Source organism: Actinocorallia aurea (genome assembly GCF_054783995.1).
This window is the reverse complement of the sequence record NZ_BAAGPQ010000019.1, coordinates 1-22,401: the sequence shown is the minus strand read 5'-3', so window position 1 is coordinate 22,401 and position 22,401 is coordinate 1. Positions and strand designations below refer to the sequence as shown.

22 protein-coding genes are annotated in these 22,401 nt (G+C 72.8%); 13 read left to right on the top strand and 9 right to left on the bottom strand.

Going from position 1 to position 22,401, the window contains the following annotated elements:
* Positions 1 to 12: 12 nt before the first annotated feature.
* Positions 13 to 822: an NAD(P)H-binding protein gene (locus tag ACYVOM_RS23270; protein ID WP_460305584.1), complete on the top strand. Its 810-nt coding sequence runs from the start codon at positions 13 to 15 to the stop codon at positions 820 to 822.
* Here ACYVOM_RS23270 and ACYVOM_RS23265 read toward each other — a convergent pair.
* Together ACYVOM_RS23265 and ACYVOM_RS23260 are read right to left on the bottom strand one after the other, a co-directional pair.
* The gene (locus ACYVOM_RS23265) at positions 779 to 1,015 is read right to left on the bottom strand and encodes a zinc-binding dehydrogenase (RefSeq protein WP_460305731.1); all 237 of its coding nucleotides are present in this window, start codon (positions 1,013 to 1,015) and stop codon (positions 779 to 781) included. The two genes, ACYVOM_RS23270 and ACYVOM_RS23265, sit on opposite strands and share 44 nt — an antisense overlap.
* 133 nt (positions 1,016 to 1,148) lie before the next feature.
* Positions 1,149 to 1,700, bottom strand: a complete 552-nt coding sequence (locus ACYVOM_RS23260; protein WP_460305730.1) for a TetR/AcrR family transcriptional regulator — start codon at positions 1,698 to 1,700, stop codon at positions 1,149 to 1,151.
* 100 nt (positions 1,701 to 1,800) lie between these two features.
* Here ACYVOM_RS23260 and ACYVOM_RS23255 point away from each other — a divergent pair, with 100 nt between their 5' ends.
* Positions 1,801 to 2,214: a DUF3291 domain-containing protein gene (locus tag ACYVOM_RS23255; RefSeq protein WP_460305583.1), complete on the top strand. Its 414-nt coding sequence runs from the start codon at positions 1,801 to 1,803 to the stop codon at positions 2,212 to 2,214.
* Positions 2,215 to 2,369: 155 nt separating this feature from the next.
* Here ACYVOM_RS23255 and ACYVOM_RS23250 read toward each other — a convergent pair whose 3' ends face one another.
* Positions 2,370 to 3,185, bottom strand: a complete 816-nt coding sequence (locus ACYVOM_RS23250) for an acyl-CoA thioesterase (protein ID WP_460305582.1) — start codon at positions 3,183 to 3,185, stop codon at positions 2,370 to 2,372.
* A gap of 82 nt (positions 3,186 to 3,267) precedes the next feature.
* Between ACYVOM_RS23250 and ACYVOM_RS23245 the strand changes: the two genes are divergently transcribed.
* Positions 3,268 to 3,855: a TetR/AcrR family transcriptional regulator gene (locus tag ACYVOM_RS23245; RefSeq protein ID WP_460305581.1), complete on the top strand. Its 588-nt coding sequence runs from the start codon at positions 3,268 to 3,270 to the stop codon at positions 3,853 to 3,855.
* Between the two features lie 3 nt (positions 3,856 to 3,858).
* Here the strand turns inward: ACYVOM_RS23245 and ACYVOM_RS23240 are convergent, their stop codons facing one another.
* From ACYVOM_RS23240 to ACYVOM_RS23225, 4 genes are all read right to left on the bottom strand, one after another.
* Positions 3,859 to 4,389, bottom strand: coding sequence for a DUF3592 domain-containing protein (locus ACYVOM_RS23240; RefSeq protein WP_460305580.1), 531 nt, complete (start codon positions 4,387 to 4,389; stop codon positions 3,859 to 3,861).
* Between the two features lie 121 nt (positions 4,390 to 4,510).
* The gene (locus ACYVOM_RS23235) at positions 4,511 to 6,091 is read right to left on the bottom strand and encodes a Na+/H+ antiporter (protein ID WP_460305579.1); all 1,581 of its coding nucleotides are present in this window, start codon (positions 6,089 to 6,091) and stop codon (positions 4,511 to 4,513) included.
* A gap of 123 nt (positions 6,092 to 6,214) precedes the next feature.
* On the bottom strand, positions 6,215 to 7,657 hold the full coding sequence (locus tag ACYVOM_RS23230; protein ID WP_460305578.1) for a cytochrome P450: 1,443 nt from the start codon (positions 7,655 to 7,657) through the stop codon (positions 6,215 to 6,217).
* A gap of 383 nt (positions 7,658 to 8,040) precedes the next feature.
* Positions 8,041 to 8,913, bottom strand: a complete 873-nt coding sequence (locus ACYVOM_RS23225; RefSeq protein WP_460305577.1) for an ROK family protein — start codon at positions 8,911 to 8,913, stop codon at positions 8,041 to 8,043.
* A 258-nt stretch (positions 8,914 to 9,171) separates the two neighbouring features.
* Here ACYVOM_RS23225 and ACYVOM_RS23220 point away from each other — a divergent pair, with 258 nt between their 5' ends.
* The gene (locus ACYVOM_RS23220; RefSeq protein WP_460305576.1) at positions 9,172 to 10,617 is read left to right on the top strand and encodes an arylsulfatase; all 1,446 of its coding nucleotides are present in this window, start codon (positions 9,172 to 9,174) and stop codon (positions 10,615 to 10,617) included.
* Between the two features lie 40 nt (positions 10,618 to 10,657).
* Here ACYVOM_RS23220 and ACYVOM_RS23215 read toward each other — a convergent pair whose 3' ends face one another.
* Positions 10,658 to 11,341, bottom strand: coding sequence for a GntR family transcriptional regulator (locus ACYVOM_RS23215; RefSeq protein WP_460305575.1), 684 nt, complete (start codon positions 11,339 to 11,341; stop codon positions 10,658 to 10,660).
* Between the two features lie 5 nt (positions 11,342 to 11,346).
* Positions 11,347 to 12,570 carry a M24 family metallopeptidase gene (locus tag ACYVOM_RS23210; RefSeq protein ID WP_460305574.1) on the bottom strand — a complete coding sequence of 408 codons (1,224 nt, stop codon included), beginning with the start codon at positions 12,568 to 12,570 and terminating at the stop codon, positions 11,347 to 11,349.
* A gap of 219 nt (positions 12,571 to 12,789) precedes the next feature.
* On the opposite strand from ACYVOM_RS23210, the gene ACYVOM_RS23205 reads away from it, so the two are divergent.
* From ACYVOM_RS23205 to ACYVOM_RS23165, 9 genes are all read left to right on the top strand, one after another.
* A complete protein-coding gene (locus ACYVOM_RS23205) occupies positions 12,790 to 14,358 on the top strand; it encodes an ABC transporter substrate-binding protein (protein ID WP_460305573.1) in 1,569 nt (522 codons plus the stop codon).
* A 2-nt stretch (positions 14,359 to 14,360) separates the two neighbouring features.
* The gene (locus ACYVOM_RS23200; RefSeq protein WP_460305572.1) at positions 14,361 to 15,410 is read left to right on the top strand and encodes an ABC transporter permease; all 1,050 of its coding nucleotides are present in this window, start codon (positions 14,361 to 14,363) and stop codon (positions 15,408 to 15,410) included.
* Complete coding sequence (locus ACYVOM_RS23195) at positions 15,407 to 16,273, top strand: ABC transporter permease (RefSeq protein ID WP_460305571.1); 867 nt, start codon at positions 15,407 to 15,409, stop codon at positions 16,271 to 16,273. The genes ACYVOM_RS23200 and ACYVOM_RS23195 overlap by 4 nt, the downstream gene beginning before the upstream one ends.
* On the top strand, positions 16,270 to 17,292 hold the full coding sequence (locus ACYVOM_RS23190; protein WP_460305570.1) for an ABC transporter ATP-binding protein: 1,023 nt from the start codon (positions 16,270 to 16,272) through the stop codon (positions 17,290 to 17,292). The genes ACYVOM_RS23195 and ACYVOM_RS23190 overlap by 4 nt, the downstream gene beginning before the upstream one ends.
* A complete protein-coding gene (locus ACYVOM_RS23185; protein WP_460305569.1) occupies positions 17,289 to 18,095 on the top strand; it encodes an ATP-binding cassette domain-containing protein in 807 nt (268 codons plus the stop codon). The genes ACYVOM_RS23190 and ACYVOM_RS23185 overlap by 4 nt, the downstream gene beginning before the upstream one ends.
* On the top strand, positions 18,092 to 19,189 hold the full coding sequence (locus tag ACYVOM_RS23180) for a sugar phosphate isomerase/epimerase family protein (protein WP_460305568.1): 1,098 nt from the start codon (positions 18,092 to 18,094) through the stop codon (positions 19,187 to 19,189). The genes ACYVOM_RS23185 and ACYVOM_RS23180 overlap by 4 nt, the downstream gene beginning before the upstream one ends.
* A 17-nt stretch (positions 19,190 to 19,206) precedes the next feature.
* Entirely contained in the window at positions 19,207 to 20,640 is a 1,434-nt protein-coding gene (locus tag ACYVOM_RS23175; RefSeq protein ID WP_460305567.1) for an FAD-binding oxidoreductase, read from the top strand.
* The gene (locus ACYVOM_RS23170) at positions 20,633 to 21,688 is read left to right on the top strand and encodes a sugar phosphate isomerase/epimerase family protein (protein WP_460305566.1); all 1,056 of its coding nucleotides are present in this window, start codon (positions 20,633 to 20,635) and stop codon (positions 21,686 to 21,688) included. Before ACYVOM_RS23175 ends, ACYVOM_RS23170 begins: the two co-directional genes overlap by 8 nt.
* Positions 21,689 to 21,836: 148 nt before the next feature.
* Positions 21,837 to 22,325 carry a hypothetical protein gene (locus ACYVOM_RS23165; RefSeq protein WP_460305565.1) on the top strand — a complete coding sequence of 163 codons (489 nt, stop codon included), beginning with the start codon at positions 21,837 to 21,839 and terminating at the stop codon, positions 22,323 to 22,325.
* Positions 22,326 to 22,401 lie beyond the last annotated feature (76 nt).

Below are 22,401 nucleotides of genomic sequence, written 5' to 3'. Positions count from 1 at the left end.
AGAGGTGCACACATGATCGTCGTGTCCGCGGCCGGGGGTTCGCTCGGCCGGCTCGTCCTGGACGGCCTGCGCAGGGCCCTGCCGCAAGAGGAGATCACCGCCGCGGTGCGGGATGCGGGCAAGGCCTCCGATCTCGCCGCGCGCGGGTTCGCCGTCAGGCAGGGCGACTACGACGATCCCGCGTCCCTGCGCGCGGCCTTCACCGGGGCCGATCGGCTTCTCCTCATCTCCTCCCCGGAAATCGACCCCGCGCTGCGCATCGGCCAGCACAGTGCGGCGGTGGAGGCGGCCAGGTCCGCGGGCGTCGGGAGCGTCGTCTACACGAGTTTTCTCGGGGCGGGCACCCAGCGGCCGGGTCCTCCCGACGCGCACTACGCGACAGAACGGCTGATCGAGGACAGCGGCCTGCCTTACACCTTCCTCCGCAATCCCTTCTACAGCGAGGCGTTCCTCAACCCGTCGCTCCTGGAGGCGGTCGCGTCCGGCGAGCTGCCCGACGGGACCGGCGGCCGGGGCCTCAACACCGCGTTCCGCGCCGACCTGGCCGAGGCCGCAGTCCGGGTCCTCACCACCGACGGCCACACGAACCGCGCCTACGACCTCACCGGCCCCCTCTGGACCTTCCGCGCCCTCGCCGCGGCTCTCTCCCGCGCCTCCGGCACCCCGGTCAAAGCGGTCCCCCGGTCCTCCCCCGCCCCCTTCCTCGAAACCCTCGCCGCCTCCGGCGCCTTGGAACGCCAGACCCCCGACCTGGCCTCCCTCCTCCCCCGCGCGGCCCTCACCGCCGACGCCTATGCGGCATCCCTCTTCGCCGACGCCTGAGTCCGGCCTCGGCGACCAGGAGCACGATCTTGCCCTGAGGACGGCCGGTCTCGCTCAGCTCGTCGGCCTTGGCCGCGTCCGCCAGAGGGAGAACCTCCTCGACCGAGACACGGGCGGCGCCGGACCCCGCGAGGGCGCCGGCATCGGCCAGGTCCGCGCCGGGCGGGGTGAAACCGAACTCGACGAGATGGATGCCGTACGGGACCGGGACGTCCAGGGAGCGGAGCGGAATCCGTAGTCGTCGGAGCCCGAGGCGAAGACGACGTTCACGTCGCGGACCGCGGCGGCGAAGTCGATGAGCCCGGCAGCGCCCAGTTCGCGCAGGATCAGGGGCGGGTGAGGAGGGTGAGGGTGCGGCGGGCGGCGGATTCGGGGTCGGGGCCCAGGGACTCGGGGAGGGCGCCGCGGAGCCAGAGTTCGGTGAAGCCGTGGACGATCGACCAGGCGGCGCCGGACGCGGCGGGGGCGTCCGGCGTGGGGAGGGTGCGGGTGGCGGCCTCGTCGAGGATGGCGCGGGCGGCGAGGGCGGGGGTACGGACGTCGGGGGACGCCCCGTCGAAGAGGTCGGGACGGAACATGACCTCGAAGTGGGCGCGGTGGGCCACGGCGAAGCGGACGTAGGCGACGCCCAGGTCGACGAGGTCGTTTCCGGCGGCGCGCAGGGCCTCGGCGAACAGCACGAAACCTTCCGCGGCGAGGGCGGTGAAGAGGCCGCGTTTGTCGCCGAAGTGGTGGGCGGGGGCGGCGTGCGAGACGCCCGCGCGGCGGGCGAGTTCCCGCATGCTCCAGCCGGAGGTGCCCGACTGGGCGATGGCCGCGACCGCCGCGTCGAGGACGGCGCGGCGGAGGTCGCCATGGTGATAGCCGCGTTCGCTGATGTGCGCCTCCTCTCGGGAATGACTATAACGAGTCCCGCGTTACGCCTTTCAGCTGATCTAGACAGTGACTAGATCGCGGCAGTCGACGAAAGGCGTTTCCGTGCCCACGCTTCCCTGGACCTCCCTTGAGCCACCCGCCGCCCCGTCCGTGCTCGTCATGGCGTCCCGGCTCGAAGTCCGGTCCTTCCGCAACGTCCCCGGATTCCTGCTCAGCTCACTCGCCCTGTGGCGCCAGGCCCGCCGCGCCCCCGGCGCGCACGGCGTCGCGCTCAAGGCCGATCTCCTCCGCCGCACCTTCTGGACGCTTTCGGCCTGGAAGGACGAGGCGGCCGTCCGCGCCTACGCCTCGGCCGAACCGCACAGGTCGGCCATGCGCGCCAAGCGCTCGGTCATGCGGGAGTCCACCTTCGTCTTCTGGACGGCGCCGACCGACGACCTGCCCGTCGGCTGGGACGAGGCCCGGCGGCGCGTCGAAGACCAGCGCGCCAACGAGGCCCGCAAGGCCGCCTCATGACAGCCGCCCGCACCGCGCGCTAGACGGACACGGGCAGGGCCCCGCCTCTCCGCGGAATGAGAGGCGGGGCCTGCCCGTCACGGGCTGAGGGAGACGACGAAGCCCCGTCCTTTCGTAGGGAGGGCGGGGCTTCGTCTCTTGGACGTCGGTGGGGTTCAGCCCTTGAAGTAGACGATTTGGTGGGTGGTGGCGAGGAGGGTGCCGGTGCGGGACCAGATCTGGGCGGACTGGTCGAAGTAGCCGCGGGAGAAGCGGGCGGCGGAGGCGGTGCCGAGGACGAAGTCGGTGCCTTGGGCGGCCAGTTCGGCGGCGTCGGCGTGGAAGTAGGTGGTGAGGGAGACGGTGCCCGCAGGCAGGTAGGTGCCCATGCGCAGGAAGACGCGCGGGTAGAAGACGTCACACAGGGAGGTCAGGGCGGCGAAGTCGAGGGGGCGAGCGGGGGTGTCGCGGATCCACAGGGTGGTGGTGGAGTCCGGGTTCTCGCCCTCCGTCTCCGGGATGGCGCCCGTGACGAAGCGCATCTCGTAGTTCCCGGCCCAGACGATGAACTCGGGGAACCCGGAGCGCTCGACGTCCTCGGGCGCGGGCACGGCGGGCATGACCGCCTCGTCGTCGGCCCAGGAGTCGCGGCGGATGCCGAAGACCGCGGTGGCGGTGGTCGCGACGGTGCCGCCCTGGGTCAGCTCGATCACCCAGTGCTGGGTCGTGCGGTTGGTCCGGACGGGCCGCGCGGTGACCGTGAAGTCGCCGTCGGCGACGGGGCCCGCGAAGTTCACGGTGAGGGACAGCGGGTCGCCGAGGCACTCGGGGTGCTGCTGGACGGCGCGCAGGAGGGTCGCGGCCGTGATGCCGCCGAACGGGCCGACCATGTTCGCGTAGGCGGGGGCCGTCTTGCCCTGGAAGCGGCCGTCGGCCTCGGGGCTGAGCGCTACCGCCTCGTCGAACGGGTGCAGGGCGTCGGTCGTGGTCACGGAGGCTCCTCGCGGGAAGACAAGTTTTCCTATGTATGCAACCATACATAGGAACGAGGACGCGCCGAAGAGGAGGGTGGCCGTGCCGCGACGCAAGGACCCGGACGGACCGCGGGCCGCGATGATCCAGAGCGCGATCGGGATGATCCGCCGGCAGGGCGTCGCCGCGACGTCGTTCGCCGACGTGCTCGCCGACAGCGGCGCGCCCCGGGGCTCGGTCTACCACCACTTCCCCGGGGGCAGGTCCCAGCTGATGGAGGACGCGACGCGCAGCGCCGCCGCGTACCTGGAGAAGGCAGTCGGCCGCATCCTCGACGCCTCCGACACCCCCTCGGCCCTGCGCGCGCTGGCGGACATCTGGCAGCGCGGCCTGGAGGCGGGCGACTACGAGATCGGCTGCCCGATCGTGGCCGCGGCCCTCGGCACCGAGCGGACCGCCCGGGACGTCTCAGGCGAGGCGTTCGGCTCGCTGACCGGCCTGGTCTCGGCCAAACTCGTCGCCGACGGGGCCGAGCGGGAGCGGGCCGAGTCCGTCGCGGTGCTGGTCATCGGCGCCCTCGAAGGCGCCCTCGTGATGGCCCAGGCCCGCCGCTCCTCCGCCCCGCTCGACGCGGTCGTCGACGAACTCGGTCTCCTCTGCCGCTCGATCACCGCGGCGAAGGCGGGCTGAGCCCTACCCGCCGAAGTCGGAGCAGTCGACGGGCCGGTCGTTGATGAAGCACTCGTCGGCGTAGCCGCCGTCGCCGTCGCCGAACCACGACCGCACCGTGTCCGGCCCGCCGGTGAACGAGAACAGGCCGAAGGCCATGACGGCGAGAGCCAGCCCCACGGCGACCTGCCCGAACCCCGCGAAGGTGGGCATGCCCGCGGTCGCGGCGGTCGGGTTCGCCGGGTCGTAGTACACCTCGACCTCGGCGCCCACGCCGTGGTCGGACCCCTCACGCGACTCGACGGTGATCTCGCGCCCTTCCAGCGTGGTGAACACGAGCACGGGCCGCGTCCTGGCCCGCATCGTGTCGCCGACTCCGGAGAGGCGGGTCTTCACGTCGGTGACGACGCCCGGGACGCGCTGGGCCCTGCGGGCGAAGGCCCGCGCCTGGAAGACGCCGCGCACTCCGAGGTACACGATCACGAGCCCGATCGCCATGAACAGCAGGGCGACGCAGGCGCCCAGGATGTCGAACTCGGCGAACTCATCGATCATGGGAGGCTCTTTCTCTGACACCACGGGACTGCGGCGGTCAACGGTACCGGGAGAAATCGCAGGTCAGCACCACAGGTTCCGCCAGTTCCGGAGATTTCAGGAGTTCCGGAGAGTCGGGCCCTCATTCCGCGATCGGATGCCGGGTCAGCCGGACCTCCTCGATGTCGAGGATCGCCTGGATCTGGCGGAGCACCGTGTCGTCGATCCGGCGGTCGTCGCGCAGCCGCAGGACGGTCGCCCGCTTGCACGAGACGAGGGCGAGCCGCAGGGCCGTGTCGTCGCGCTTGCGGCGCAGCGCGGTGTCGGCCTCCTCCCCGTCGGCGTTGAGGACGGCCAGGTGCGTCTCGTATTCGAGCCTGAGCCGCTCGGCGATCTCCGGGCTGGTCCGCAGGTCCTCCACGAGCCGGGGCAGCGCCTCCAGCGCCTCCTCGACCGACAGCGTCTCGGCGAGCTTGCGCTCCTCCCCCACCGACAGGTCCTCCGGGAACCGCGCCCACCGGACGACCGCGGGCAGCAGCAGCCCCTGCACCAGGACGGTGACGACGATGACCCCGAACGTCACGAAGATGATCATGCCGCGGTCGGGGAACGGTTCGCCCGAGGCCAGCGTCATCGGCACGCCCAGCGCCGCCGCGAGCGACACCGCGCCCCGGAACCCGGCGACCCCGCTGACGATCCGGGACCGGTCGCTCACCCGCAGCTCCCGCTGCTTCGGCCGCCGGTCGACCAGCCGGATCGTATAGGCCGAGACGAACTGGAAGGCGATCCGGACCGCGATGAGCACGGCGCAGACGACCGCGACGAGCACGGTCCCGCGCACGACGCCCGCCGCGTCCAGCGCGCGGGTGACGGTCTGGGCCTCCAGTCCGATGAGCACGAACAGCGCCGCGTTCAGCACGAAGGCCGCGAGCGAGTAGAACTCCGTCGTCTGGAGCCGGGTCGCGGCCCGGCCTACGTGTGGTCCCGCCTGGCTCATGAAGAGACCGCAGACCACCACGGCGAACACGCCCGAGGCGTCGAGCAGCTCGGCCCCCAGGAACGCCGTGAACGGGATGAGCAGCATCGCCACGCTCCCGAGCAGCGGGTCGGCGATGCCGCGGCGGACCTCGACCCCGACCCGCGCGATCACCAGGCCGACGAGCGCGCCGCCGACGTAGGAGACGAGGAACAGCCAGGCGACGTGCGCGACGCCGAGCGCCTCCTCCCCGACGGTGACGCCCACGGCGAGCCCGTAGATGACGAGGGCGGTGCCGTCGTTGATGAGGCTCTCGGCCCGCAGCACGGTCATGTGCCTGCGCGGGAGCATCTTGGCGAGCGCGCCGACGGCGGTCGCGTCGGTCGGGGCGACGGCCGCGCCGAGCACCCAGGCGGGCCCCCACGGCAGGCCGAACGCGTGCGCGACGGCGGCGACCGCGGCGGCGGTGACGATGACCAGGACGGTGCTCAAGAGCACGATGCCTCGAAGGTTCCGGCGGATCTCGCGCGGCGACGTCGTCAAGCTCTCCCAGTACAACAGGGCCGGGAGGAACAGCAGCAAGACGGCCTCGGGCGGCAGCCGCACCGCGCGCAGGGCCGGCACGAACCCGAGGAGAAGCCCGCCGAGCAGCAGCGCGATCGGCGGCGCGATCCCGAGCCTGCGCGCCGCCAGCGAGCAGGCCAGGACGGCGACGCCGAGCGCGACGACGAGTTCGAGCCCGAGCATTCAGGCCGCCGGGCCGGGTGCGGCCGGCGAAGATCGCATGCGCTGTCCCTACCCGTCGCCGGGCAGGACCGTCCGGTGCTCCGGTCGGCGGGAGGCAAGCCGCCGGTAAAACGCGTTCGGCCCCTAGTCCGAGATCTCTCGGCGCATCTCCGTGCGGATCGTCCGGATGATCCGTCCCAGCAGGGCGCGTCCCGCGGACCGCCTCGGGCGGGCCGCCACCTGCGGGGGCTCGGGCGCCTCGATCACGACGGCGGGCTGCGCCCCCGTCTGCACGTGCAGGCGGAAGTGGACGGGGAGCGCGCGCAGCGCCCGCACCGCGGGGGAGGGCCGCCAGGGCAGCTCCTCCGGGGGGATCGCGAGTTCCAGGGCGGCGAGGCGGTCGAAGAGCCGCTCGACGGCGATCGTCATGAGGGTCATCGCGAGGTCGGCGCCGGGGCAGCGGTGCGCGCCCGCGCCCCACGCGAGGTGGGCGCGGGAGCTGAAGATGCCCGACGGCTGGCGCGCCCCGGCGAAGGACGGGTCGCGGTGCGCGCCGGTCACCGACAGGAACACCGGATCGCCCGCCGCGATGGCGACGCCGCCGAGCACGCTGTCGGTGGTGGCGAACCGGAGGCTGAGCTGGGAGTTGGGGGATTCGGTGAGGATCGTCCGGTTGATGCTTTCGCGCACGAGCCCGCCCGCGAGGCTGGCGCGGGCTCCGGAGTCGCCGGTGACGACCTCCAGCACCGTGGTGCAGATGAGGGAGGCCGCCATGTCGCCGAGGTGGATGATCAGCGCGATCATGTCGACCGCGATCTCCTCGTCGGTGAGTTCGGGGCCCGCCTCGGCGACCATCAGGGACGGCAGGTCGTCGCCCGGCTTCGCCCGCTTCTCCTTGACCGTCCCGGTGATCACCGCGGCCACCCGGGCGAGCGCGGCCCGGGAGTCCGGACCCATGTCCATGGCCCGCCACACGTCGAGGAGGAGGTCGTCGGTGGCCTCCTCGATGCCGATCATCTCCTGGCAGATCATCAGCATCAGCGGGCGGGCGTACTGCGCGGCGAGGTCGGCCGAGCCCGTCGCGGAGCCGTCGGCGAACAGGTCGACGAGCTGGTCGGCGTAGGCGCGGCAGCGATCCTGGAGGTCGCGCGCCTGGGGGTGGGTCTGGTCGGTGAACGGGGGCAGCGCGGCGAGCCACGCGCCGCGGCGCTCGGTGTGCCGGGCGCCTTCGAGGAACAGGACGCTGTCGGCCTCGTGGGAGGTGAGCATCGGCCAGTCGGCGGGCACCCTGCCTTCGGCGCGCGCCCTCCAGTGCCTGACCTCCTTGCTGTACGCCCGGTTCCGGTTGTGCAGCACCTCGAGGACCTCGCGGTAGCCGAGGACGATCCAGACGGGCACCCCGAACAGGCCGACGGGGGCGACGGGTCCGTACCGCTCGCGCAGCCGGTCGAGGACGACGTCCGGACGGGCGGTGAACTCGGGCGTCATCAGCTCCTCGACCGAGGCCGTCGCGAGCCCTCCGCGCACGTGCCGGCCGTTCGCCGTCCTGCCCTCGCCGAAGGGCCCCCTGCTCTCGCCGATCGCCATGTCACTCCATCGTGCCCGCCTCGCGCGGGAACGTCCGCGCATGGCGGCACGCGGGGTGCCGGGTCGCTTCCGCCGAGGGGTGGTCTCTGACTCGTCAGAACCTAGCAGCACTTTCGCATTAATGAATGGCCGGATTCCTACCGACAAGTAGCACCAGCAGGACCGAAAATAGTCGGTCGACCAATGACCGAAATGCGCATTTCATCTACCTGTGCGCCATTCCCTGGTCGAGCCCTGCGTGCCGGGCCCAGAAGGAGAGCGGGGCGGCGGCGGCCCCCGCTCCGAGGGCGATCCGCGCCGCGGACCCGTTCACCTTGGTCGCCGGAGTTGCGCAGATCTCGCCATTCCGCGGGACGCTACTGCAATTCTCGCAGGCCGGGCGGTCAGGCGGGAAGGGAGGCGAGGGCGGCGGCGCCGTGGAGGCCGGCGTCGCGGGCGAGGGCGGTGGGGGTGATGGCGACGGGGTGGAGGGCCGAGGCGGCGCGGCGCGTCGGAGGCAGAAGGAGGTCCGCGGCGGCGGCCAGGCCGCCGCCGATGACGGTGCGGCGGAGGTCGAGGACGGTCGCGGTGGTGGCGATGACGGCGCCGAGGGCGGCGCCCGCGTCGGCGAAGGCGGCCAGGGCCGGAGCCGAGCCCGCGCGGGCCGCGTCGGCGAGGTCGCGGGCGTCGGGGCGGTCGGTGCCGGGGCTCCAGCCGCCGGCCAACGCGCGGCGCACCATGCTCGGGCCGCTCGCGAGGGTCTCCAGGCAGCCGTTCGCGCCGCAGGCGCACGGGTCTCCGACGGGGTCGACGACGACGTGGCCGAGGAACCCCGCGTTGCCCGCCGCCCCGAGGTAAGGGCGGCCGTCCAGGACGAGTCCGCCGCCGACACCCGTCGAGACGACGACGCCGAGCAGGGAGGCCTCCCCCGTCCCGCCGCGCGACCACTCGCCGAGCGCCATGCACTGGGCGTCCCCGGCGAGCCGGACGGGACGGCCGGGCAGCCTCGACGCGACCTCCGCGACGAGCGGGAAGTCCCGCCAGGCCCCGATGTTGACGGGGCTGACCGTGCCCGCCGCGAGGTCGAGCGGGCCGGCCGAGCCGATCCCGACGGCCTCGGCCCCGGCCGCCTCGAAGCGGTCGAGGAGCGCGTGGAGCACCGCGGTCGGGTCGCCGCCGCCGAGGGGGATCTCGCACCGGGCGCGCAGCGTCCCGTCCGGTTCGGCGAGGGCCGCGGCGAACTTGGTGCCGCCGATGTCGATCGCGAGAACCGTCATGGACCGGGCCTTCCTAGGGGTCGGGGGGAACGCGATCACGAAGGATAGGCGAACTCCCGGCGAAGAGGATCCGGCCGGATGCGGAAGGCTCCGGCGGCGCTGGCGATCACCTCCGCGGGGTATCCGGCCTGTGGCGCATCCCTCCGCCTTCGCCCTGCGACGCACCCGATCATGGCGGTAGGGTGCCGTGATTCGTCTTGGTCTGTGAGGAGTTCGTGGTGCATGTCCCCCCGTCGTCCGTCCCGTGGGTTTCACGGCGTGGGTGAGAGCGAATGGGCTCGGCGGAAGGTGCTCGCCGGGCTGGGCGCGCTCGCGCTCACCGCGGCAGGATGCTCGACCGGGACCGGTAAGGCGGCGACGCCCACGCGCGCGCCGGTGCGTAGGCCGAACATCATCGTCGTCCTCACCGACGATCTCGGCTACGGCGAACTCGGCTCCTACGGCCAGCTCAAGATCGCGACGCCGAACCTCGACAGGCTCGCCGCCGAAGGCCTCAGGTTCACCGACGCCTACACCTCCGCGCCCGTCTGCGCGCCCGCGCGGGCCTGCCTGTTCACCGGTCTGCACACCGGGCACAGCCCCGTCCGGCGCAACCCGCCGAGCCGGGGCGGCGACCTGCCGCTCGGGCCGCTGCCCACGATCGCGACGCTGCTGCGCGACGCCGGCTACCGCACGGGCCTGTTCGGCAAGTGGGGGTTCTCCCTGGACAAGCCGGGCCCCGACCACCCGAACGAGCACGGCTTCTCGGAGTTCTACGGCTACCTCACCCACCACGCGGCGCACGACTACTACCCCACCCGCCTGTGGCACAACAAGGAGGCGGTGCGCTACCCGGGCAACACCGGGGAGGCGGGCGCCGACTACGGACCCGAGCTGATCCTCCAGCACGCCGAGGCGTTCCTCGACGTCCGGGCCGAGGACCCGTTCCTGATGTTCCTCACGCCCAACCTCCCGCACGCGCCCGCCGTCGTCCCCGACCTCGGGCAGTACGCGGCACAGGACTGGACCGACGCCGCCAAGGGGCACGCCGCCCAGGTGACCCTCCTGGACTCCGGTATGGGCCGGATCCTCGACAGGCTGCGGGCGCGCGGCCTCCACGAGAACACCATCGTGCTGTTCACCAGCGACAACGGGCCGCACGAGGAGGGCGGGGTGAACCCCGACTTCTTCCAGGCCGCGGGGCAGTTCCGCGGATACAAGCGCAACCTGTACGAGGGCGGCATCCGGGTGCCCTTCATCATCTGGGCGCCGCGGCTGCTCGCCGGGTCGGCCGGGCGGACGACGGCGCGGCCCGCCGTCCACTACGACCTGCTGCCGACCCTCGCCGACCTCGCGGGCGCGCCGGTTCCGGTGGGCCTCGACGGGATCTCCCTGCGCCCCCTGCTCACCGGCCAGGGCGACGTCCCCGAGGACCGGCCGCTGTTCTGGTTCCGCAACCACTTCGGCACGACGCCGTCGCAGGTCAAGGAGGACCACGGGCGCGGCGACCGGACTGCCGCGGCCACCCGGCAGGGCCGCTGGAAGGCCGTCGGCTTCGGCCGCACCGAGGAGTACCGCAGGCCGGGCCCCGGCTGGGAGTGGGAGCTGTACGACCTGGCCGCCGACCCCGCCGAGCTGACCGACCTCGCCGCCCTCCACCCCGACGTGCTGGCCCGCCTCCGCCAGTCCGTCATGGACGCCTGGACGAACCCCGGCGAAGCCTGACCGCGACGGGCCCGGCGCCGGCGCACCGGCCCGCCGCCGTTCACTCTCCTTGCAGCAGAGGCCGCAGGACCTTCATCGCGTTGATGCGGGACCGGCTGATCTGGGCGAACGCCACGGCGGCGGCCAGGTCGGGGTTGCCGCTGGCGATGGCGTCGCACAACTCGCGGTGCTTGGCGAGCTGGGAGGCCGGGTCGCGCGAGGGGAGCTTGCGGAAGAGCCAGCGGACGCGGCCCGCGATGGACCTCATCAGGCTCTCCAGGATGGGGTTGCCCGACAGGGCCAGCACCTCGTGGTGGAAGGCCGCGTTGGCGGCCTCCAGCGCCATCCGGTCGCCCGCCTCGGCCGCGGCCTCCGCCCGCGCCATGAGGTCGAGCAGCGGCGTCTGCGCGCCCGCGCCGAGCCGCCGCGCGGCGAGCCGCGCGGCCTGCACCTCCAGCGCCTCGCGGACGTCGAAGAGGTTCTCGGCCTCGGCCAGGGTCAGCGTGCTCACCATCGCGCCGCGCCGGGGCACGAGCCGGACGAACCCCTCGGTCTCCAGCATCAGCAGCGCCTCCCGGACGGGGATGCGCGAGACGTCGAGGCGCTGGGCGAGGTCGCGTTCGCGCAGCCAGCTTCCAGGCTCCAGCTCGTCGGCGATGATGAGCTCGCGGATGTGGTCGCAGATCTGCTCCGGCAGCGACTTCAGCTCTCCGGTCCGCACCCCGGCGGCCGCGGTGGTCTCCATGTGGATCACACTACGTTCAGGCGGTTGCAGAGCGCGTTCAGTTCCTCGGACCCGTCGTCGGTGACCAGAACGGTGCCGCCGAGGCAGACGCGCTTGCGGTCGCGGCAGGCGTTCGGCTCGAAGGCGAACGCCACCCCCGGCTCGATGACGAAGTCGCCGTCGCGGGGCGTCGTCGGGGGCAGCGGCAGGCCGGCGAGGCCAGGCTGGGTGTCGAGGCCGACATGGGTGGCGCTGTTGTAGATGACGGGCGAGACCGTCTGGACCAGCGGGCCCATGTTCCAGCAGCCCGCCTCCCGCAGCGGCGCCTCCATCACCGCGCACAGCTCGGCGAAGGTGAGGCCGGGGCGCAGGGCCGCGACGCCCGCCCGGTAGGACGCCTCGGCGACCTCGTGCAGGAAGAGGTGGTCGTCGTCGGGCTCGCCGATGAAGAGGTCGACCTGCTGCTGGGTCTCGAAGCCGCCGTAGAAGGTGAAGAGCTCGGCGCCGAACGCGTCGCCCTTGTCCAGGACGCGACCGCCGCCACCCATCCAGATCCAGTCGGCGCCGGACCAGCCGAGCCGCTCGGGTCCGCTGCGCTGGGGCCCGGTGAGCCACATGCCGCCGCGCCGGGTGACCTCGTGCATCCCGGCGGCGACGATCTCGCTCTCGCGCACGCCGGGCCCTGCCGCGGCGAGCATCGCGGCGGTCGCGTGCTCGCCGATCTCGGCGGACTTGCGGAGCATCGCGACCTCCTCCGCGGAGTGCACGACCATCACCCTCTCGAAGCGGCCTGAGACGTCGGTGAACTCGCCGTCGGGCAGCGCGTCGAGGATGCGCTTCCAGGTGTTGTAGGGGATGGTCCCGGCGATGCTCGCGGGCGCGCGGCTGCTGAGGCCGACGACGCCGATGCGCGCGCCGGCGAGGCCCTTCTCCCTGATGACGTCGGCGGGACCGTAGGCGCGGCCGGTGAGGCGCTGGTCGGCGACCCACCGCTCGTAGGCGCGGCCGGGCACGTCGTAGCGGCCGAGCGTGGTGTTGCCGCTCGGGACCATGGTGACCGGCTCGCCGTCGCGCGGCAGCAGGCACAGGCCGCGGGTGCCCTCGTTGGTGAGGTAGCGGTCGAGCTGGTCGCGGCCGGTGCCGGCGACGAGCAGGGCGGCGAGGCCGAGTTCGTCCATGAGGGCGCGCAGGGCGCGGTAGCGGCGATCGCGCTCGGCGAGCGTGAGGGTCGGGAAGTCCGTGTCCGCCACGACTTTCCACCTTCCTTCGGGGGGAGTTGGTATGCCAGATCTTAGGGCCCACCAGGGCGACCAGACCAGGCCCACGCCAGAGACTTTCACGTTTTGCCTGGTCAAGTAACAGCGGCGAAACAGGGTTCGCTCGTTTTGTTTACACAGGGCCCTTGTCTTAGCCCCAAGACTTAGAAGAAGGTATACCAAACACCCCCTGCTCCTCCCGGAGGACCACCCGTGAACACTCGCCGTCCCGCTCTGCCGGGCAAGCACTTCAGACGCGCCGTCCCCCTCGCCGTCCTCGCCGCGGCGGCCCTCACCGCCTGCACCGCCGGCGGCGGCGGCGCGGCCGAACCCGCCGGGGCGCGCGACACGCTCGTCTTCGGCGTGGACGGCACCCTGCCCAACCTCGACCCGGTCCAGGCCGTCAACTCCACCGTCGACCAGGCCGTCGTCCCGATGTACGAGGCGCTGCTGGACTACAGCCCGGACAACGAGATCACCGGCGTGCTCGCCGCCGAGTGGACCGTCGCCGACGACGCCCGCTCGATCTCCTTCAAGCTCCGCGAGGGCGCGAGGTTCCACGACGGCAGCCCGGTCACCTCCGCCGACGTCGCCTACACGCTCGACCGCGTCAAGGCTCTCGGCGTGGGCGTCGCGGACTCGATCGCCGCCTACGACAAGACCGAGATCACCGACGACACGTCCTTCACGATCCGGCTGAGCTCCCCGTCGTCGCTGTTCGTCGGCGCGCTCAGCAAGGTCTACATCCTGAACGGCGACGCGGTGGAGGAGGGCGACGACCACGGCCAGGCCTGGCTCGCCACGCACGCCGCGGGCAGCGGCCCGTACGAACTCGCCTCCTACGCGCCCAACCAGCAGATCGAGTACCACCGCGTCGAGGGCGCCGACCCGAAGATCGCCGAGACCGTCATCTACCGGCTCATCCCGGAGAGCGCGACCCAGCGCGACGAACTGGCCGCCGGCAACATCGACGTGTCCGACGCGATCGACCCGATCGACGTCGGCGAGTTCGAGGCCGACCCGAACCGCCAGGTCGTCCGGCTGAAGAAGCCGCAGGGCCTCTACGTCTTCTTCAACACCCAGGAGGGCCCGACCACCGACAAGAAGCTGCGCGAAGCGATCCGGCTGTCCTACGACTACCAGGGCCACGCCGACACGATCCTGCGCGGCTTCGGCGGCGTCGCCTCCGGCCCGCTGCCCGACACGATGGGCTGCCGCGCCGACATCGCGCCCGCCGAGCAGGACCTCGCCGCCGCGAAGGCGCTCGTCGAGGAGTCCGGCAACAAGGGCGTCAAGCTGACGATGGCCTACCAGTCGATGTTCAGCGAGCACGCCGAGGCCGCGACCGCGCTCCAGTCCTCGCTCAAGGAGATCGGGGTGACGCTGGAGCTGAAGCCGGTCACCTACCCGAACTTCATCGCCTCGCTGAAGAAGGTCGAGACGACCCCGCAAATGTCGCTGCTGTGGGACAACCCGCCCACCCCCGACGCCGGCTCGCTGCTCTACCGCACCTACAGCTCCAAGTTCGTCGGCTCCGGCACCAACTACGGCCAGTACAGCAACCCCGCGGTGGACGCGCTGCTCGACAAGGCCGTCGGCAGCGGCGACGCGGCGACGCAGTGCGACGCCTACAAGGAGGCGCAGACCCTGATCGACGCCGACGCCGCCACGATGAACATCGCCGACCACGAGACGGTCGTCGTCGCGCCCAAGGGCGTCACCGGCATCGAGTTCCACCCGGCGCACGTCGGCTACGTGCCCCAGGCCTACAAGGTCGGCTGACCATGGAACGGCGCCTGACACGGTATCTGCTCCAGCGGCTCGGCCTCGCCGCCCTGTCGGTCTGGGGGCTGGCCACGCTCGTCTTCTTCATGATCAAGGCCATCCCCGGCGACGAGGCGCAGAGCGCCGCCGGCATCACCGCCACCCCCGAGCAGGTCGAGGCGGTCCGGGAGCGGCTGGGCCTGGACCGTCCGGTCCTCGGCCAGTACCTCGCCTACCTCGGCCGCCTCCTGCACGGCGACCTGGGCAGCTCGATCTTCACGTTCCGGCCGGTCACCGCCGACCTCGGCACCGCCCTGCCCGCCACGGTCGAACTCGTCGCGACGGCCCTGGTCCTGCTCGTCACCCTCAGCATCCCGATCGGCGTGCTCGCGGCGGCCCACGAGCGGGGCAGGACCGACGCGGCGATCCGGCTCGGCGCGATCGCCGGTGGCGCACTGCCGCTGTTCTGGCTCGGGCTGATCCTCCAGCACGTGCTGGGCGCGCGGTGGGGGCTGCTGCCGATCTCCGGCACGCACTCCCTCGGCGTGGACGTGCCGCGCGTCACCGGCCTCACCACCCTCGACGCGCTGCTCGCCGGCGACCTGTTCGCCTGGTGGGACGCCGTCCAGCACCTCGTGCTCCCGGCGGCGACGCTCTCGGTGCCGTTCGTGGCGTTCGCGGTCCGGCTGGTGCGCAGCAGCATGATCACCGCGTTGGACGCCGACCACGTCGTCATGGCCCGCGCCAAGGGCACGCCCCCGTGGCGGGTGATGACCCGGCACGGGCTGCGCACCTGCCTCGGCCCGGTCGTCACCCTCTTCGGGATGCAGGCCGGCTGGATGGTCGGCGCCGCCGTCCTCGTCGAGGGCGTCTTCGGACGGCCCGGCGTCGGCGCCTACCTGACCGAGGCCGTCCAGCAGAAGGACACGTTCGCGGTCCTCGGCGTGGTGCTGTTCACCGGCGTCACGATCACCCTGGTCAACCTGCTGGTCGACCTCCTCCACCTCGTCAGCGACCCCAGGGTCCGCGCCGACCGGTTCGGCGCCTCCCCGCTCGGAGCGAAGGCATGACCGCCCCCGCCCTTCCGCGCCGCGGCGTGCTGCGGCTGCCCGGCCTCCTGCGGCTGCGCCGCTTCCCACCCCTCGACCGGGCCGCGTTCGCCACCGTCGGGCTGCTGCTGCTCGTCGTCGCGTTCGGGCCGCTGCTCGCGCCGCACGACCCCTACCAGGTCGATCTCGCCAAGGCGCTGCTGCCGCCGTCGGGCGAGCACTGGTTCGGCACCGACGGCTCCGGCCGGGACGTGCTCAGCCGCGTCCTCGTCGGCGCGCGGCCGACGATCCTCGGCTCACTCACCGCGGTCACGCTGTCGGCGCTCGTCGGCGTCGCCGTCGCGGCGGTCGCGGCGCTCGCGCCCCGCTGGCTCGACGAGGCGCTCATGCGGCTCTGCGACATCGCCCTGTCCCTGCCGATCATGGTGATGGCGCTCGGCATCTCCGTCGCGCTCGGCCCGAGCCTGCGCTCGGCGATCATCGCGATGCTGCTGTCGTGGTGGCCGAGCTTCGCCCGGCTCGCCCGCGCCGAGATGCGCACCGCCATGGCCTCCACCTATGTGGAGGCGGCCCGCATCACCGGGGTCTCGAAGTGGCGGCTGATGACCCGGCACGTCCTGCCCAACTCGCTCGACAGCGTGTACGTCCAGGTCACGCTGGAGATCGGCGGCGCGACCCTCATCATGGCGGGCCTGTCGTTCATCGGCGCGGGCGCCCAGCCGCCGAGCGCCGAGTGGGGCGCGATGGTCGAGACCGGGTCCCGCTTCCTCACCAACGCCTGGTGGACCGCCGTGGTCCCCGGCACCGTCATCGCGCTCACCGCCCTCGCGTTCGCCCTCGCCGGCGACGCCCTGCGCGCCCGCACCGGCCAGGAGGACCGATGAAGAGCAAGACCAGACCGGCGGACACCGCCGACCCGGCGGACACCGCGCCGCTCCTCGACATCCGAGGGCTGACCGTCGACTTCCCCGCCGCCAAGCACAGGTCCGTGCGGATCGTCCGCGATCTCGACCTCGCGGTCGGCCGCGGCGAGCGGGTCGCGCTCGTCGGCGAGTCGGGCTCCGGCAAGTCGGTGACGGCCCGCGCGCTCCTGCGGCTCGACCGGCACGCCGCCCTCGGCGGGGAGGTCCGCTTCGGCGGGCGCGACCTGCTGGCGCTGCGCGAACGCGAACTGCGCGCGGTGCGCGGCGCGGGCATCGCCATGGTGATGCAGGACCCGCAGACGACGCTCAACCCCGTCCTCACCATCGGCGACCAGCTCACCGAGGCCCTCACCTTGCGCGGTGTGCCGCGCGCGACGGCCCGGGCGAAGGCGCGCGACGCCCTCGACCGGCTCGGCGTCGCTCGCGCCGAGGAGCGGATGCGGGCCTACCCGCACGAGTTCTCCGGCGGGATGCGCCAGCGCGTCTGCCTGGCGATGGCGATCATCGGCGACCCGCAGGTGCTCATCGCCGACGAGCCGACGACCGCGCTGGACGTCCGCGTCCAGCAGGCCGTGCTCGACCTCATCGACGAACTCGCCGCGGAGCGCGGCATGGCCGTCCTGCTCATCACGCACGACCTCGGCGTCGTCGCCGGGTACACCGACCGCGTCGCCGTCATGTACGCCGGCCGCAAGGTCGAGGACTGCGCCGTCGACGCGTTCTTCGCCGGACCGCGCCACCCCTACGCCCAGGGCCTGCTGCGGTCGGTGCCGCGCGTCGACCGGGACGTCGACGCCGACCTCGACCTCATCCCCGGCGTCCCGCCCAACCCGGCGGAACCGCCCGGAGGCTGCGCGTTCCACCCGCGCTGCGACCGCTGGGACGAGCGCTGCATCGCCGACCACCCCCCGCTGACCCTGCTGGCCGGGAACCGGTCCGTGGCCTGCCACGTGACGGGCACGGAAGGGGCGGTCGCGTGAGCGCGCTCCTGGAGATCTCCGGGCTGAGCAAGACGTTCGGGGAGCACAAGGCGGTGGACGACGTGTCGCTGGCGCTGGCGAAGGGCGAGTCCCTCGGCCTCGTCGGTGAGTCGGGGTCGGGCAAGTCGACGATTCTGCGCTGCCTCGTCGGGCTGGAGCGGCCCGACGCGGGGACCGTCTCCTACGCCGGGTTCGACGCGCTGCGCGCCGACCGGGCGCACCTGCGGAGGTTCCGGCGCGAGGTGCAGATGGTCTTCCAGAACCCGTACGCGAGTCTCGACCCCCGGATGACGGTCGAGGAGATCGTCGCCGAGCCGCTGCGCGTCCACGAGCCGAAGGCGTCCCGCGCCGAGCGCAGGGACCGGGTCGTGGAGGTGCTGGAGCGGGTCGGGCTGACCGGGTCGGCGCTGCCGCGTCGCCCCGCGCAATTCTCCGGCGGTCAGCGCCAGCGCATCGCCATCGCCCGCGCGCTCGTCTCGCGGCCCGAGGTGCTGGTGTGCGACGAGCCGGTCTCCGCCCTCGACGTCTCGGTGCAGGCGCAGGTCGTGAACCTGCTGCGCGGCATGCGGCGCGACCTCGGGCTGACGATCCTGTTCGTCGCGCACGACCTCGCCGTGGTCCGCCAGCTCTGCGACCGGATCACCGTGCTGAAGGACGGCAGGGTCGTCGAGGAGGGTGACCGCGACGCCGTCTACGGCTCCCCCCGCCACCCCTACACCCGCGATCTGCTCGCCGCCGTGCCCATCCCCGACCCGGCGGCCGACCGGGCGCGCCGCCTCCGCAACAAGGAGCTCACCCGATGAAGCGCATCGGCCTCGACGTCAAGCTGCCTTCGGCGCTGCGGCCCGTGAAGGGCGCCGTCGCCACTCCCCCGCTGGAGATCCTCGACGAGGTGCGCGCGGCGGGGCTGGACGGCGTCCTGTTCCGCACCCTCGCCGAGCTGTCGCCCTCGCTGGACCGCGGGTTCCTGCGGGAGCTGCGGGCGCACGCCGACTCCCTCGGCCTGTACCTCGACCTCGGCGTCGGCAAGGTCAACCCGTACATGATCGCCGAGCTGCCCGAGGTGCGCGACCTCGGCGGCGGCAGCTACCTCGCCGGCATGGAGGCGATGATCGAGGCGGCCGCCGCGATCGGCTGCACCGACCTGTGGACCGCCACCGGCAACTACAAGGCCCACCTGCCCGGCGTGCACGCCACCGACCGGTACCGCGGCGAGGCGCCCTGGGCGGACCAGCTCGCCGCCACCGAGCGGTTCCTGCGCAGGCTCGCGCCGTGCCTGCGCGCGAACGGGGCGCGGCTCCTGCTGGAGACGCACGAGGAGATCACCTCGTGGGAGGTCGTCCGGCTCGTCGAGAGCGTCGGACCCGACGTCCTGGGCGTCACCTTCGACTCCGCGAACGTCTACGTGCACGGCGAGGACCCCTTGGCGGCGGCCCGGCGGGTCGCGCCTTACACACGGGCCACGCATCTGCGGGACGTCGCGCTGTTCCGCTGCCCGGACGGGCTCAGCCGCTACCTCGTGCCCTGCGGCACCGGCGTCATCGACTGGACGGCACTGCTCGACGTGCTGTCGGGCGTCGAGCGGCTGACGATCGAGCCCGCGGGCGACGGCCAGCGCGACATGACCGTGCACAGCGCCCTGCCCGTCTGGCGCGAGGCGCACCCCGACCTGTCCGCGGCGGAACTCGCCGAGATCGACAGGCAGGTCGCCGCCTACGCCGCGCTCGTCTCCGCCGGAGCGGCGCCCGACCGGGACGCGTGGCGCGACGGCAGCCCCTACACCCGCGACGACTTCACCGCGCTGAGCGCCCGCCACCTGCGCGACGTGCTCGGCCTGCCCCAGCCGGACGGCGCGGCCCGCCTCGGCGGCTTCGCCCCCGGCCAGTACTCCGCCTGACCCCGAAAGGAACCCCCTTGAGCACCTCGACCCTCTCCGCCGCGGCACGGCTGCGCGACGTCGTGGCCTGCCCCGTCATCCTCCCCGGCGACCACGGCTACGACCAGGCCAAGCACGTGTGGAACGCCGACATCGAACGCGAACCCGCCGCGATCGTCTCCTGCCGGGACGCCGCCGACGTGTCGCGCGCCCTCACCTGGTGCCTCGACCAGGGCTTCGACATCACCGTCCGGGGCGGCGGGCACAACCTGGCCGGCAGCTCCGTCGCCGACGGCGCCGTCATGATCGACACGAGCGGCATGCGCGAGGTCGCCTTCGACCGGGCCGCCGGGACCGTCAAGGTCGGCGCGGGCTGCCGCCTCGGCAACCTCGACCGGGCGTGCGCCGACGAGCGCGTCGTCGTCCCGGCCGGGACCGTCTCGCACACCGGCGTCGCGGGCCTCACCCTCGGCGGCGGCAACGGCTACCTGTCGCGCATGTACGGGCTGACCGTCGACCACCTGCTGTCGGTCGAACTCGTCCTCGCCGACGGGCGGATCATCACCGCCTCCGACGAGGAGCACCCCGAACTGTTCTGGGCGCTGCGCGGAGCCGGGCACAACTTCGGCGTCGCGGTGTCCTTCACGTACAAGTACGTGCCTTTCACGAAGCTCGCCAACGTCCGGCAGGCGTTCTTCGCGACCGACGACCGGCACGCCGTCCTGCGGTTCTTCCGCGACTGGTCGTACGACGCGCCCGACAACGTCGTCACCTACGCCCGGACCGTCGAGGTGCCCGACTACTGGACGGTCGTGCCGACCGAGCACCGCGGCACCCAGATCGTCAGCGTCGCGACGATCCAGTGGGGCGCGGACGACCCCACCGTCACCGACCCGATGTTCGCGCAGGCCAAGGCCGTGTGGGACACCTCCTACAGCGTCCCGCACGTGGAACTCCAGCGCGCCTGCGACGACGACTTCCGGTACGGGGTCCGGCACTACTGGCGCAACGGCAACCTCCGCGAGCTGCCCGACAAGGCCATCGACACGATCCTGCACTGGTCCGACCGCTACCCGGGGCGCCCCCTGCAGGCCGGCTCCACCATCGCGCCGCACTTCGCGTGCCCGTTCCAGCTGTTCCCGCGCGGCGGCCAGGCGGCCCGCGTCGACCCGTGGACGACCGCCGTCGGCGACCGGGTGGAGGCGAAGTTCATGTCCAGCGCCGGCGCCGAGTGGGTGTTCCCGTCCGAGGGACCCGAGCTGATCCAGTGGACGCGGGACTTCGACGCGGCCATGGACGAGTTCAAGGCGGGCTCGTACGTGAACTTCACCAGCGAGGTCGTGAGCGCCATGGAGGCCAAGGACATCTACGGCGAGAAGTACGAGCGGCTCGTCGGGATCAAGCGGGAGTACGACCCGCACAACGTGTTCCGGCGCGGGCTCGTGGACCTGTCGGGCGGCACGGATGCCTGACGCCCGGACCGTCCCCGTCGGGACGGACAGCAGCAAGTTCCCCGGAGCGCCGGAGAACGGGGCCGAGTGGACCCTCAGGGAGGTCCACAAGGCGGGGCTCGAAGGGGTGTTCTTCCGGTCGGCGCTGGAGCTGAGCCCGACCCTCGACCCCGGGGAGCTGCGCGCCGTGGTGCAGCTCGCCGACGAGCTCGGCCTGTACGTCGAGGTCGGGACGGCGAAGGTGAACCCCTTCGCCGCACCGGAAGCGCCCGAGGTGAGGGAACTCGGCGAGGGCGACTACCTGCGGGGACTGGAAAGGCTTATCGTCGCCTGCGCGGAAGCGGGCGTGCGAGAGCTGTGGTCGGCGACCGCGAACTACAAGTTCGCACTGCCCGGCCGCCTCGGCTGCGACAGGTTCCGCACCGACGTCACCTGGACCGAGCAGCTGGAGGCCACGGCGAAGGTCCTCGCCCGGCTCGGCCCGCTGCTGCGCGATGTCGGCGCCCACCTCAACCTGGAGACGCACGAGGAGATCACCACCTTCGAACTCGTCCGGCTCATCGAGGAGGCGGGCCCGGACGCCTTCGGCATCACCTTCGACACCGCGAACGTCCTGCTGCGGTGCGAGGACCCCGTCGCCGCCGCACACCGCGTCGCCCCGTACGTCCGCCAGACGCACGTCCGCGACGCCGCCCTGCTGCTCACCCCCGACGGCATCCGCCGCTTCCTGATGCCGTGCGGCCGCGGCGTCATCGACTGGCCGGCCCTCCTGCGTCCGCTGGTCGAACACGCGCCCCGGCTGACCCTCTCCATCGAGGGCGTCATGGGGCGGCGCTTCCCCCTGCCCCTGTCCATCTACGACCCCGAGTGGCACGAGGGCCACCCGGACCTCACGACCCGGGACCTCGCCGAACTCGTCCGCCTCTCGGACGGCTACGGCAGGGCGGTCGCCGACGGCCTCCGCCCGGGGTACGAGGAGCTGTCCCGGCCCGTCCCGGTGGAGGAGCGCCTGGCGTTCGTCACCGACAGCACGGCCCACCTCCGCGAGGTCCTCGCCTCCCTCGCCTGACCGCGGGGCGGGTTCCTTCCCGGCGTTCGACGCAGGGGAGGGACCCGCCCGCGTTCGCGCGGACGGCCGGAGCGGCGAGATGATCTAGAATTCTGGGGCCGCCGGGGGTCGGCGGAGGTGCACAGGTATCAAGGGGTGCGGTTTCCCAGTGGCGTTCTCGGCTTCTCTCACGCGTTCACGGCTGATCCCCGTCGCGCTCCTGCTCCCGGTGCTGCTGGCCGCGGGGTGCTCCGGCGGCGACGATGAGGCGGCGAAGCCCGAGAAGCCCGCGCGCAAGCCGACCGGGGCCCCCGCCAACACGCTCGACCGCACCCGCGCCCTGCCCGCCGCCAAGCTCTCGGGCAAGCTGCGGAAGCTCCCCGCCGAGGTCCTCGACTACGAGGTCCAGCCGGACGGCAGGACCGTCCGCATGTGGGTCGCCCTCCCCACCGACGACACCGCATCCTGCGGCCTCAAGGCCGCCGAGAAGCAGGACGAGGTCAAGGTGACCGTCACCCTCTGCTTCCCCAAGACCGCCGTCCCGCCCGCCGAAGGCGACTCGCCCACCGCCTACGTCGACGTCCCCCTCAAGGCGCCCTTGGGCACCCGGGCGCTGCTCGACTCCACCGGCCTCCTCATCCCCCACCAGACCTCCTGACCAGGGGATGTCCCGCTACTTGACCTTGCGGGGGTCGTAGCCGTAGGTGCCCTGCTTGATCCAGTACTTGAAGGCC

What these genes read in the sequence shown, in the direction of transcription:
- ACYVOM_RS23270 (WP_460305584.1), top strand. Translation starts at nt 13, where the DNA reads ATGATCGTCGTGTCCGCGGCCGGGGGTTCGCTCGGCCGGCTCGTCCTG.
- ACYVOM_RS23240 (WP_460305580.1), bottom strand. Translation starts at nt 4,389, where the DNA reads ATGATCGATGAGTTCGCCGAGTTCGACATCCTGGGCGCCTGCGTCGCC.
- ACYVOM_RS23235 (WP_460305579.1), bottom strand. Translation starts at nt 6,091, where the DNA reads ATGCTCGGGCTCGAACTCGTCGTCGCGCTCGGCGTCGCCGTCCTGGCC.
- ACYVOM_RS23230 (WP_460305578.1), bottom strand. Translation starts at nt 7,657, where the DNA reads ATGGCGATCGGCGAGAGCAGGGGGCCCTTCGGCGAGGGCAGGACGGCG.
- ACYVOM_RS23225 (WP_460305577.1), bottom strand. Translation starts at nt 8,913, where the DNA reads ATGACGGTTCTCGCGATCGACATCGGCGGCACCAAGTTCGCCGCGGCC.
- ACYVOM_RS23215 (WP_460305575.1), bottom strand. Translation starts at nt 11,341, where the DNA reads ATGGAGACCACCGCGGCCGCCGGGGTGCGGACCGGAGAGCTGAAGTCG.
- ACYVOM_RS23200 (WP_460305572.1), top strand. Translation starts at nt 14,361, where the DNA reads ATGGAACGGCGCCTGACACGGTATCTGCTCCAGCGGCTCGGCCTCGCC.
- ACYVOM_RS23195 (WP_460305571.1), top strand. Translation starts at nt 15,407, where the DNA reads ATGACCGCCCCCGCCCTTCCGCGCCGCGGCGTGCTGCGGCTGCCCGGC.
- ACYVOM_RS23190 (WP_460305570.1), top strand. Translation starts at nt 16,270, where the DNA reads ATGAAGAGCAAGACCAGACCGGCGGACACCGCCGACCCGGCGGACACC.
- ACYVOM_RS23180 (WP_460305568.1), top strand. Translation starts at nt 18,092, where the DNA reads ATGAAGCGCATCGGCCTCGACGTCAAGCTGCCTTCGGCGCTGCGGCCC.
- ACYVOM_RS23170 (WP_460305566.1), top strand. Translation starts at nt 20,633, where the DNA reads ATGCCTGACGCCCGGACCGTCCCCGTCGGGACGGACAGCAGCAAGTTC.